Source organism: Bifidobacterium merycicum DSM 6492 (genome assembly GCF_900129045.1).
GTDB classification, from domain to species: domain Bacteria; phylum Actinomycetota; class Actinomycetes; order Actinomycetales; family Bifidobacteriaceae; genus Bifidobacterium; species Bifidobacterium merycicum.
The window spans coordinates 605,855-617,293 of the sequence record NZ_FQTX01000001.1 but is presented as its reverse complement, the minus strand read 5'-3'; the positions used below and the strand labels follow the sequence as shown (position 1 = coordinate 617,293).

Here is an 11,439-nt window from a genome sequence, read left to right as displayed (position 1 = left end):
TTATGACGGCGCCACTCACATTGACCTTATGCGAAAATCAGAAGACGGGAATCATCATGGTGTGATATTCGAATCATCATCCTCCGTTTCCTCGCCGATATCCGGATGATCGACACGCGACAACCAGGCCGTTACGAATGTCGAGACCAAGGTGAAGAACACGACGATGGATATGCCCTTCCAACTGAATAGGAACCGAACGTCCATACAGAAGTACACAGCAACCGCGTATGCTACCGCGGTACCCACTGCATACATGATGACCCAGCCCCTTTTCAATGCCGCCACCAACGACATCACCTCCCGAGAACCGTAACGGGCAATATCAATGATGATTGCGACCGTTCCCCCTTCATGGATCGAATCGTACGCATCATCACGCAGCATTAATTATACACTTGTCATCAATATGTCTACTTAAGAACGACAGGTGACGCTTGCAGGACACACCGAACCCGTTTTGTCCGGTGAATACCTATGTAAGCAAGTCCCCCGCAAACGGGGACGTAAGACAACGAAGAAGAAGCGCCATACGAAAGAGGCATACCATGTGGTTTTTGCTCGGTTCCATCCTGACCGCCGTCATCATCTGCGCCGTGCGCGGCCTGCTCTGGCTGATCGGCTTCGTCATCATGTTCCCGTTCGCCGTCATCAAGCAGATCATCCGCATCATGGGCGGACGCCAGTAGAATGCAGCAGCCGGAACGTCATCATGGAAAACAAAAAGGCCGCCGGCGTAACGCCGACGGCCTCCGATGGGCTCCCGCGGCTGGGCTTGAACCAGCGACATTCTGATTAACAGTCAGACGCTCTGCCAACTGAGCTACGCGGGAATGTTCAATTGTTTCGAACGACTTTCCTGCGGAAAACCATTCCGAGCTCCCGCGGCTGGGCTTGAACCAGCGACATTCTGATTAACAGTCAGACGCTCTGCCAACTGAGCTACGCGGGAATGTAGCCTGCAAGGTTTCCCTTGCGCACAAGACACATATAATACACACAATGGGAACGAACGCAAGTCGATTTCACTTACGGCGTGTCCCATTGTGTTGCAAGGGTTTACAAGGAAATCGTCGTCAACGGCATGGCGGAATCGATGGAGAAATCAGGTGCGCTTGGGGCGACCCCGGCCTCCACAAGATTCGCGCCGAGCACGGCGACCATCGCGCCGTTATCCGTGCAGAGCTTGATCTCTGGGATACGCACGTCCACGCCGTTGCTCCTGCCGTATTCGACGAGCTTGGCGCGCAGCTGCGAGTTGGCGGAGAAACCGCCGCCCACGATCAACGTATCGGAATCGTACTGGCGGCATCCGCGCATCGTTTTCTTCGACAGCACGGTCGCCACCGAATCCGCCAGGGAGGCGCACACGTCGTCCACGGGGATCTCGTTGCTCAGCTCCTGCTGGCCTTCCACCCAACGCGCCACGGCGGTTTTCACGCCGGAGAAACTGAAATCGTACGGGTGCCTGGCACCCGCCTGACCCTGCGTGAGCCCCTGGGGCACCTTGATGGCCTTCGGATTGCCGTTGCGCGCATGACGATCGATGTGCGGTCCTCCCGGATATGGGAAGCCGAGCAGTCGCGCCACCTTGTCGAAGCATTCGCCCGCGGCGTCATCCAGCGTGGTGCCGACCACATCGATCTTGCGTGCGATGTCGGTCACATGCAGCAGCGACGTGTGCCCGCCGGAGACGATCAACGCCATGGTGTTCTCGCGAACCGGACCGAATTGCAGCTGCGTCACGGCGATATGCCCGATCACATGGTTGATGCCGTACAGCGGTTTGCCGCTCGCCCAGGCCAGCGCCTTGGCTCCGGAGACGCCCACGGCGAGACAGCCGGCAAGACCCGGGCCCGCGGATACGGCGATCGCATCCACATCGGACAGGGTCATGTTCGCGTCCGCCAGCGCCTTGCTCACGCATGGGACGAAAGCCTCCGCATGGGCGCGTGACGCGATTTCGGGGATCACTCCCCCGTATCGGGCATGCTCCTGCATGGAGGACGCGACCACGTTGGACAGCAGCGTACGCCCCCTCACGACGGCGGCGGCCGTTTCGTCGCAGGTGGATTCGATGCCCAGGACAATGGGTTCGTTCATTGCCGTCCTCCTTTTTTCTGCGCGTTTCCCGCGCTTCACGTATGGTTCCTTGCTTGTGCGCTTCCCTGTGCGCGGTTATGCGGCGGTATGCCCGGATTGGAATCCCACGATGCGGGGCCCGGCCACATCCAAGCTCATGGTGTATGCGTCGATGCCTTCAGGCTGGTAGTACCGTTTGCGCAATCCGAGCCGCTGGAAGCCGAATCGTTCATACAATGCCAATGCCGGGTCGTTATCCACCCTCACTTCGAGCAGCATGCGTGCGGCCCCCTGCGTACGGGCCTCATCGATAAGCCGTTGCAGCAAAGCCGCGGCGATGCCATGGCGCTGATAGTCACGTCCCACGCCGATGGTCATGATCTCAGCATCGTCGCCGTCGTACCAGAATCCCGCGTATCCACGGATGACGGGACGCCCCTCCGCGCCGCCATCCGCTTCCGCCACATCGGCGAAATAGAAACGGGCGGGCGCGTCCAGTTCCTGCCGCACGGCGGATTCGCTCCACGCGCCCTTGCCGAACAGTTCCCGTTCCAACGTCGCGATGGAACGGACCACCAGTTCCCTATCGAGCTCGTTGATGTCGATGATCATCGTGTGGCCTTCGCGCCGCCATGGCCGAGCACATGCTTCAGCGGATTCGGCACTTCGGCGTCAGGGCGACGCAGGTACAGCGGCTCAACCGGCGTATCGTCCGCAACGCGCGCGACGGCCCGGCGCGTGAAGATATCGAGACCATGCGCGCCTTGGTCGAGTACGGATTCGTCCACCACATCGCCCAACGAATCGATGCCCTGCAGCACGCTGGCGTATTTGGCCGCGCCATGCCCCACCACATCGACCAGCACGCGCTTGCCTGTACTCGCCTCATAGGCGTTTACCGCTTCGTTGACGCGCGTGACGATGCCCGCAGGATAGTCGATGTCCATGGCGATCAACGGTTCCGGATCCGGATTCTCGCCGCTGACGGGAGCGCACAGCTCGAAATACAGCTGCTTGCGGCGTGCGTCGTTCACGGCGAGGGTCAGCACGCGCGTATCGGCGTCGGTTTCACCGCGACGTTCGGCGTTCCACCACGCCTGAGGGGCGAGGATATCCTGACCTACCAGCTTGGCGCCGGTGGCGAAGGCGAGCGCTTTGGCTGCGACGATGCCTGCACGTAGACCGGTGAAGGGTGCGGGGCCGATGCCTGCGACGATGGTGGTGATGTTGTTGGGGGTGAGTTTTGCTTGCTGTACGGCTGTGGCGATGTTGACTTGGAGTTTTTCGACGTGGGTGCGTGAGTCGGTTTCGGTGAGGGGTTCGTGTCCGGTTATGCCGACGGTGGATCCGTATGAGGTGTCGATTACCAGCATTGTTTCGTTCGCGCCCATGTTGTGTCACTTTCCTGCGAGGGTTGCTGCTCGTTGTGCCCAGTCGCTGCCGACTGGCACCAAGGTGACGATTCTAGTACCTTCGCTGGTCGGTTCGTTGGTGTTTCGTGTGGGTGCGGTGGGCCTGCTGATGTGGATTTCGAGTCGTTCGGGTGCGAGGGCGGCCGCCATTTGCTCTCCCCATTCCATGAGGATGACGGTGTTGCCGCTGGGGTCTTCGAGTTCTTCGTCGAGGCCGAGTGATTCGAGTTCGTCGAGGAGCCGGCCGATGCCGTCTTGTCCGGGGGCGTAGTCGTTGCCGCCGAGTCGGTAGGCGTCTACGTGGATCATGTGGGCGTGGTCGCCGTTGGGGAAGGTGCCGTTGAGTTCGCGGGCGATGGTGAAAGTGGGTGAGACGATGGGCTCTTTGATGCCGAGCCCGGTGCCGAAGCCTTGTGCGAGGGTGGTTTTGCCTGCGCCGAGGGGGCCGGAGAGGAGGAGTACGTCGCCGCCGTGGACGATGTGGGCGATGTGTTCGCCTATTTCGCGCATGGCTATGCTGGTTGGCGCTTCGATGGTGATGGTTGCGCTGGTTGTGGTGTTGGGTTGCATGTTCGTTTCATCGTCCTTTCGACGCGATGCATTCGATGCTGCGTTCGAGTGCGTAGACGGGGTCGCCGCCGTTGGTTTTGCTTTGTTCGTCGGCCCATGCGAGGGTTTGGATGCAGGTGGAGAGTCCGGCGGAGGTCCATCCTGCAAGTTTGATGCGTTTGAGCATCCATGACGGCATGCCCGCTTCGGCGGTGGAGATGGTGCCTGATTTCACTGCGGCGGCTTTGGCTATGCCGCGGAGTTTGGAGGCGAGCGCGCCGATGAGTGCGATGGGTGCGGTGCCTTGTTCTATGGCGGAGCGCATCATGATGATCGCGTCGGCGGTGCGGCCGGCGAGCGCGGTGTCGGCGAGCGCGAATCCGGTTACTTGGGCGTTGGCGGTGAGGTATTGGTTGACACGGTTGAGGCTGATGGGGTTGTCGTCGAAGTCGAAGCAGAGTTGGTTGCACATGGCTGCGAGTTCGCCGGTGTGTTCGCCGAGGACGTCGACGAGTTGTTGTGCGGCTTGTGGTTCGACGCGTCGGTTGTGGCGTTCGAATTGGCTGATGGTGAAGTTGAGTTTGGCTTCGGGTTTTTTGAGGTCGGGGATGTCTTCTTTGCCGGCTCCTGCGTGGGTGAGTTTGTCGATGAGGCGTTTGCCTTTGTTGCCGCCTTCGTGTTGGCAGATGACGATGCTGGATTCGCTGGGGTTGGCGCAGGCTTGTTTGCAGTATGCGATCATGGCTTCGCCGAGTTTGTCGTCGGCGTTTTGCAGGTTGGTGATGTGCACAACTGCGGTGTCGGAGAGCAGTGAGGGGCTGACTGCTTCGTCGAAGGCGTATTGGTCGGTGTTGGTTGCGTCGAGTTCGATGAGTTCGGCGTCGGGGCGGACGGTGAGTGCCTTATGGCATAGGTCGCGCATGGTTTGGTCGTTGAGGAAGCTGTCTCCTCCGTATACGATGCGCATGGGTGGGTTTCCTGCATGTTTTGCCATGGTTTCAATTTCTCTATATCGGTGGACAATCCTTTCCTGTGTTCGAACGTTTGTTCGATTGTGGTGGTTTGGGAACGCCCCGCATGCCGGTTGTCTTGGGTGTGGGTGGTGTTGGTTCGGCGGGCGGGACGTGTGTTTGGTTTGGATGGTTTGGGTTGGTGGGTTAGTCGAGGTTGATGGTTCGTAGTTGTGCCGCGTATTCTTCGACGAGGCGGCTGTCGTGTTCGGTCCATTCGTGGCTGGCTGAGTCGTCGGGGATGAAGTCGATGGCGTGGGTGTTGCGAATGGTGTCGATGGTGTTCTTGCGCATGATGTTCTGTACCTCCAATGGTGTTCCGTTCTCTGCGTCGTTGCCGGATCGGAACTAGTTCTGGTCTACCTCTTCCGCCGTCGTGTTCCGAGTGTTGTTTCACAGTGTGGCCATGGGGGTGCCGGGTGCGGCGTGGCGTGGCGTGTGGCGTGGTGTCGTTCTGGTGTCGAGACGCCTCCTTACGTTATCCAATGCATTTGGTCGGAAAGGAGATGCTGTGAACCATATCGTCGTTCGTTTTGCGTGTTTTGCGTGCGGGGTGGTGGTGAATTCCTTCGCCATCGCGTTGATCACCAAGGGCGATATGGGTACGTCGCAGATTTCCAGTGTGCCGTATGTGTTGAGTATACGTTTTCCGTTGAGTTTCGGCGCGATGACGTTCGTGATGAACATGCTGTTCATCGTGTTGCAGATCGTGTTGCTGCGTCGTGGGTTCCGTCCGGTGCAGTTGTTGCAGATCGTGGTCAATCTGCTGTTCAGTTCGATGATCGATGTGAGCATGTCGTTGTTGTCGTTCCTGACCCCGACGATGCTGTGGCAACGTCTGGCGTGCATTGTGGCGGGCTGTTGCATCATGGGGTTCGGCATCGTGATCGAGGTGTCCCCCAATGTGCTCATGGTTCCGGGCGAGGGCGCGGTGCGTGCCTTGTCGATTGTTTCCCATGTGAAGTACGGCACCACGAAGATCGTGTTCGATATCACGCTGATCGCCGTCGCGGTCGCACTCTCGTTCGTGTTCTTCGGCGAATTGCGCGGCGTCGGCTTGGGGACCGTCGTTTCGGCGTTGTGCGTCGGTTCCATCATCAACGCCATCAACCGCATGTTCTCGTTCCCGGAACGTATCCGTTCGCTCGCACTGGTCACGGATCGCGACCGCCGACGCCTCGCGCCGGCGAGCGCGAACGCCAGATCAGGCAGGTCTGCCGGTCGGGCAGCTTATGGTTCCGGGGCGTTTCGCCGCTATTCGCCGAGCAGTTTCGGCGACAGTCTGTGGAACAGGATGCCTGCCGTGATGGCGGATACGACGTCCGAGATCGGTTCGGCGAGGAACACGCCCGCGGCTCCCAGGTTCGCGACATGCGGCAGGAGCAACGCGAGGGGTACCAGCAGGATGATCTTGCGCAGGATCGCCAGGAACAGTGAGGGTTTCGCCTGGCCCATGCCGACGAACGCGCATTGCGTGGCGCTCTGCACGCCGAACACGCCCATGCCGCAGCTGAACAACGGCAGCATGCGCACCACCACGTCCGTGATGTCCTGGTCGGAGGTGAACAGTCCCGCGAACGCGAAGGGGAACATCGCATACGTCAACACCATGAGACTGTTCAGGATGATCAGCGTGACGGTCGTGCCACGGTAGGCGCGGCGCACGCGATCGAATTTCCCGGCACCGTAGTTGTAGCCGATGATCGGCTGCACGCCTTGCGTGGCACCGTTCGAGAACACCCATACGAGCTGCATCAGACTGGTGATGATGGTCATCGCGCCCACGTACGCGTCTCCACCGTACCGTTGCAGGCTCGAATTGAACACGACCTGGATCACGCATTCCGTCAACTGCATGATGAACGGCGAGACGCCGAGCATGAGGATGGAGCCGAGCGTCCTGCCTACACGGATGTTGCGCGCACGAAGACGGATGACGCTGCGTTTCGACGATAGGAACATGACCACCCACGCCGCGGACACGGCCTGCGCCAGCACATTGGCCAACGCGGCGCCGTATACGCTCATGTGGAGCGTGAAGATGAACAGCGGGTCGAGCGCCACGGACAGCAGTGCGCCGATGAGCGTGGAGACCATGGCGATGCGGGCCTTGCCTTGGGCGGTGATGAACGTGTTCAATCCGAGCGCGAGTTGCACGAAGATGGTGCCGGAAAGATATACGGAGAGGAATTGCGTGGCGTAGGGTATGGTGTCCGGGCTTGCGCCGAAGGCGAACAGGATGGGTTCCCTGAAAGCCTGCAGAAGCGCGGGCAGAACGATGGCCATGATGACGAGCGCGGCGACGCTGGTGCCGAGGATGCGTTCCGCTTTGTCGACATCGCCGCGGCCGAGTTCGATGGATGCGAGGGGTGCGCCGCCGCTGCCGATGAGCGCGGCGAACGAGGAGACGGCCAGGATGATCGGGAAGCAGACGCCCACGCCCGTCATGGCAAGATCGCCGATTCCGGGGATGCGGGCCAGGAACAGTCTGTCGATGATGGTGTAGAGCGCGTTGCATGCCTGCGCCACGATCGCGGGGAAGGCGAGCGATACGGCCAATCGTCCGACGGGCGCGGTTCCCAATGGGCTGCCTGTTCGTTGCTCATGTTCCGCTGCGTCGGCCATGTCTCCCCTGTCTTTCCTCGTCTCTCGGTTGGGCCGGAACCATTATCCTCCCGCCGGGGAGATTCACGTCGAGGGTTTCGCGGTGGGAGTGCGTCGCAGCATGCTAATCGAGGATGATGCCGGCTTCGCGCATCCGCTTGCGGGCGGCGGCGCCAAGTTCCTCGCTGACCGGTTCGGTCAGGTCTTCGATGACATGGACCTCGTAGCCGAGGTTTCGCGCGTCGAGCGCGGTTTCCTTGACGCAATGCGATTCGGCCAGGCCGACCACGTCGACCCGTGTGACGCCGGCCCCGGCCAAGGCGCTCGCGAGCGTGGTGTTCGTTCGGGCCATGGCGGCGGATTCCTCACGGGTGGGAATGCGGTCGGTGTTGTCCTCGTACCCTTCGAAACCGGAATATGAGGGCGAGTATTGGCCTTTCTTGAAATGATGCTCGACCTGCAGGGCGGCGATGGCGGGATGCAGGTCCGCGTTCGGCGTGCCGGCCTTGCCGTGCACGGGCCAGGTGTCCACGAAATCCGGTTGCTGCGACCAGTGTTCGCCGGGTTCGATATGCCAGTCCTGCGTGGTCGCGATATACGCGTAGTCGCCGCGGTGCGCGGCCACGTATCGGGCGATGCGTTCGGCCACGGCGTTGCCTCCACGTACGCCGAGTTCGCCGCCTTCGCAGAAGGTCGGCTGCACGTCCACGATGATCAACGCCTGCGCCATGGTGTTCTCCTTTGCGGTCGGTTCCTTCCTTGCAGCTTAGCCGAAACACGCCATTCCCTGACACGGGTCCCGGCATGCGGACGCGCGCCGGGACCGGACGATGTCACAGTACGCCGAGATTGCCCATGAGCACCGCGCCGGCCGCGATGAGTAGCGTGCCCAGGGCGATGAACCACAGTTGCCTGCGCGTGCGCTTCTCGTGCAGGATGAGGATGCCGCCCAGCACCGCCACAATCACGTTCAGCTGGGAGAACGTGGTGGCGACCGCCTGGCCGATGTTGGGATTGGCGCAGGAAATGAAGATCAGCACGTTGCCGATGGCCCACACCACGCCGGTGATCATGTTGAGGAACGTGTGCTTTTCGACGATCAACGACGGCTCCTTCGCCACGAACAGCACGATGAGCAGGGCGCCTGCGAGCATGCCGATGGATTGCGGGGCGATGACCGCGGTCATGTAGTGCACGCCGGTACCGTTCGGAGCGTCGTGCACGTCGTCGGAGATGTAGCCGATCTTGGACAACAGGTTCGGAAAGACGAAATAGAGCATGAATCCGAGCGTGGAGATCGCCACGGAGATCAGGCCCGCGGTGAACTGGCTTTTCGGCACCTGCTGCACGCCCTGCTCCTCTGATTTGTCCTGCACGGACGTGCACAACGCGCCGACACAGACCAAAGCCACGGAGATCAGGCCGAACAGCCACATGCGGCCGGTGTTCCATTCGCCGAGCACCAGCGCGGCCATGAGCGCGTTGGTGACGATCTGGCCCGCGGTGGACAGCGGGATGGCCAGCGTGACGCCGATCTGCTTCATCGCGGTGAACTGTCCGGCCGATCCGACCGCCCAGAACAGGCCGGAGAACAAACCGACCACCCAGATGCGCGGGTTCAGCACGTAATCCCAACCGGCGTTGGGCACCACGTAGATCAGCATGAGACCGAGTCCGAAGATCACCGCGCCGTAGGTCATGCCGAGCGTGCCCTGTACGGCCTTGCCTCCGAGCAGCGTGGTGATGATGCCCGTCGCACCGAAGAACAGGGCGGGAAGCAACGCTATTACCATATCCATGTTGGGAAAACCTCACAAAAAGAGCGAATCGTTAACGGTGCCGTCAACCACGACGGCATCCGGTACAAGGAACGACACACCTCCACAAGCCCCTGAATGGGAGGCAAACGCGTGCCGCATACCGGCGTCGAGGAATGCGAACCGGTGTGAATCATACGATTATCGTAGACAAAACCGGCCATCTTGTCTCACATTCAGTCGGATTCGCCGTGAAGATTCACTTCCCGACCACGCCATGCGGTCCGGTTGGAGTCCGTCACGAGGCGCACGGTGTCGGCGAACCATATGCCCAGCCTGTTGCGCGGATCGCGGGTGAACCGTTTGGCGGCAGGCCCGTCATCGCTCCCGCGTCCGCCCCGGCGCACGATCATGCGGATGGCGATGAGCGCCGCCGCTTCAATGCCCGCCATCGCCAATGCCCCGGTGATGCCGTCTTTCCATGGCAGCACCGCGACATCCGCATTGCCGAGGCCGTCGGCGACGACCTCCATCACGCGCGTGCCCAGGGAGGCGAGCCAGACAAGACCGTACGCCACATCATCGTCGGCCCAGGCGCATAGCAATGCGGCCAGGCCGAGCAGCGTCGCATAGGATACGACCGGCGCGACCAGCAGGTTCGCCACGCATGACAGCACGGGCAATTGGGGTTTCATCAGTATCTGTATCGGCATGGTCGCATACTGCGCGGCCACGGTCATGGCGAGACCGGATGCGATCGGTTTCGGAAGGATCCTCGTGAACGCCGACGTGAGCGGTCCGGTCAGGATGACGATGCCGAGCACCGCGGCGCATGACAGCGCGAAACCGTAGCTTTGTGCCATGGCCGGGTCGGCCAGCAATGTTCCGATGACCGTGCAGCATAATGCGCTCAACGCCTGCGGTCTGCGCCCCACTGCCATGGCTGCCGCGTTGAACCATCCCATGATCAGCGCCCGCGACACCGAATCGCCGGGCGCCATCAACGAAGCCAGTAATCCGTAGCTCGCCGCGATGCAGCAGGCGGTCACGGCGCGTGGCAGCAGGAACCTCGAGCACAGGCGGCGCACCAGCGAGGCGATGAGCACGAAATGCCCGCCCGACACCGCCATGAGATGCATGATGCCCGCGTTGCGGAACGAATCCTCCAACCGGTTCGCATAGGTCTCGTCGACCATGCCAGCCTCCCATCGGCCGTCGGACGGCACATGATCCTGGCCGAGCACGCCCATGGTCAACCCGGGGACCAGTACACGCCCTTGATCGCTCAGACGGGAGACCGCGTCGAAGAACCGCTCCTGCATGTGCGCCCGGACGAGATCGGTCACGGGTGGATCCCGGACACGTTCGACGTTGCGGTCGGAGCCGACCGTGAGCCACAATGGCGTGCCCCCGTACTCCGCCTCGCGCAATACGCCCGATACGCGGTATGTCGCGCCGCGGGACGCCGCGGCGCAATCACCTCCCGTGAAGAATGCCCTGACCTGGGTCGAGGAACGCCTTGAAACCCCCTGCAGCAGTATCGATTCGAGCTTCATTTCCGCCTGACAGTCCGCTTCGCGGATGGTCGACGTCTTCAACGGTTCCGTGATGCGCCCGACGGCGACGACCTCGACCTTCCCGTTCCGGGCGCCGGCCGCGGCGGGATCATGCCATCGCACGAGCAGATGCGCCCAAGCCGAGGTCACGCCCACGATCGAGACCATGATCACGACCATCATGGCGACGCGCATGTCTGCGCCGTGTCGGATGAACGTCATCCCCCGTTTCGACAGGATGACACCCACAGCGAAACCACCCGTCGCCATGCATACGGGCATCAGCCAGCCGGGCGCGCACGATGCGCCGTCCCCCGACCATTCGGCTAACGGTTGTTCCCCTTTGATGAGGATGGCGAACAACGCTTCGGCGGCCAGAATCGCGGTCCACAATACAAGGGCCGCGGGGAGCAGCCTGCAGTCACGGCTCCCCCGTTCACGCCCCATATCGGCGTCCGCGCCACCCATC

Annotated in this window: 12 protein-coding genes, 2 tRNA genes and 1 pseudogene; 2 read left to right on the top strand and 13 right to left on the bottom strand. The window is 61.5% G+C overall.

What is annotated here, in order from left to right; translation table 11 throughout:
- Positions 1 to 54: 54 nt before the first annotated feature.
- Complete coding sequence (locus tag BUB29_RS02430; RefSeq protein ID WP_033522830.1) at positions 55 to 387, bottom strand: hypothetical protein; 333 nt, start codon at positions 385 to 387, stop codon at positions 55 to 57.
- Positions 388 to 548: 161 nt separating this feature from the next.
- Between BUB29_RS02430 and BUB29_RS09790 the strand changes: the two genes are divergently transcribed.
- Positions 549 to 689, top strand: coding sequence for a hypothetical protein (locus BUB29_RS09790; RefSeq protein WP_156098201.1), 141 nt, complete (start codon positions 549 to 551; stop codon positions 687 to 689).
- Between the two features lie 71 nt (positions 690 to 760).
- On the opposite strand, the gene BUB29_RS02425 is transcribed toward BUB29_RS09790, so the two are convergent.
- The 8 genes from BUB29_RS02425 to BUB29_RS09785 form a co-directional block, all read right to left on the bottom strand.
- Positions 761 to 833, bottom strand: a tRNA-Asn gene (locus BUB29_RS02425).
- 46 nt (positions 834 to 879) lie between these two features.
- A tRNA-Asn gene (locus BUB29_RS02420) sits at positions 880 to 952 on the bottom strand.
- Positions 953 to 1,059: 107 nt separating this feature from the next.
- On the bottom strand, positions 1,060 to 2,103 hold the full coding sequence (gene tsaD / locus BUB29_RS02415; protein WP_033522831.1) for a tRNA (adenosine(37)-N6)-threonylcarbamoyltransferase complex transferase subunit TsaD: 1,044 nt from the start codon (positions 2,101 to 2,103) through the stop codon (positions 1,060 to 1,062).
- A 75-nt stretch (positions 2,104 to 2,178) separates the two neighbouring features.
- The gene (gene rimI, locus BUB29_RS02410; RefSeq protein ID WP_033522832.1) at positions 2,179 to 2,694 is read right to left on the bottom strand and encodes a ribosomal protein S18-alanine N-acetyltransferase; all 516 of its coding nucleotides are present in this window, start codon (positions 2,692 to 2,694) and stop codon (positions 2,179 to 2,181) included.
- Positions 2,691 to 3,473 carry a tRNA (adenosine(37)-N6)-threonylcarbamoyltransferase complex dimerization subunit type 1 TsaB gene (tsaB, locus tag BUB29_RS02405; RefSeq protein ID WP_033522833.1) on the bottom strand — a complete coding sequence of 261 codons (783 nt, stop codon included), beginning with the start codon at positions 3,471 to 3,473 and terminating at the stop codon, positions 2,691 to 2,693. Before tsaB ends, rimI begins: the two co-directional genes overlap by 4 nt.
- 6 nt (positions 3,474 to 3,479) lie before the next feature.
- Entirely contained in the window at positions 3,480 to 4,064 is a 585-nt protein-coding gene (tsaE, locus tag BUB29_RS02400; protein WP_033522834.1) for a tRNA (adenosine(37)-N6)-threonylcarbamoyltransferase complex ATPase subunit type 1 TsaE, read from the bottom strand.
- A 7-nt stretch (positions 4,065 to 4,071) separates the two neighbouring features.
- Positions 4,072 to 5,037, bottom strand: coding sequence for a DNA polymerase III subunit delta (holA, locus tag BUB29_RS02395; RefSeq protein WP_033522835.1), 966 nt, complete (start codon positions 5,035 to 5,037; stop codon positions 4,072 to 4,074).
- A gap of 163 nt (positions 5,038 to 5,200) precedes the next feature.
- Positions 5,201 to 5,365, bottom strand: coding sequence for a hypothetical protein (locus tag BUB29_RS09785; RefSeq protein WP_156098200.1), 165 nt, complete (start codon positions 5,363 to 5,365; stop codon positions 5,201 to 5,203).
- A gap of 94 nt (positions 5,366 to 5,459) precedes the next feature.
- Between BUB29_RS09785 and BUB29_RS10045 the strand changes: the two are divergent.
- Positions 5,460 to 6,104 (top strand): annotated as a pseudogene (locus BUB29_RS10045) (YczE/YyaS/YitT family protein); the annotation flags it as partial.
- 203 nt (positions 6,105 to 6,307) lie between these two features.
- On the opposite strand, the gene BUB29_RS02385 reads toward BUB29_RS10045, so the two are convergent.
- From BUB29_RS02385 to BUB29_RS02370, 4 genes are all read right to left on the bottom strand, one after another.
- Positions 6,308 to 7,678 carry an MATE family efflux transporter gene (locus tag BUB29_RS02385; RefSeq protein WP_051915097.1) on the bottom strand — a complete coding sequence of 457 codons (1,371 nt, stop codon included), beginning with the start codon at positions 7,676 to 7,678 and terminating at the stop codon, positions 6,308 to 6,310.
- 103 nt (positions 7,679 to 7,781) lie between these two features.
- Positions 7,782 to 8,387, bottom strand: coding sequence for an isochorismatase family protein (locus BUB29_RS02380; protein ID WP_033522837.1), 606 nt, complete (start codon positions 8,385 to 8,387; stop codon positions 7,782 to 7,784).
- A 103-nt stretch (positions 8,388 to 8,490) separates the two neighbouring features.
- Positions 8,491 to 9,456 (bottom strand): GRP family sugar transporter, encoded by a 966-nt coding sequence (locus tag BUB29_RS02375; RefSeq protein WP_033522838.1) that lies wholly within the window; start codon positions 9,454 to 9,456, stop codon positions 8,491 to 8,493.
- Between the two features lie 194 nt (positions 9,457 to 9,650).
- Positions 9,651 to 11,438 carry a ComEC/Rec2 family competence protein gene (locus BUB29_RS02370; RefSeq protein ID WP_051915095.1) on the bottom strand — a complete coding sequence of 596 codons (1,788 nt, stop codon included), beginning with the start codon at positions 11,436 to 11,438 and terminating at the stop codon, positions 9,651 to 9,653.
- Position 11,439 lies beyond the last annotated feature (1 nt).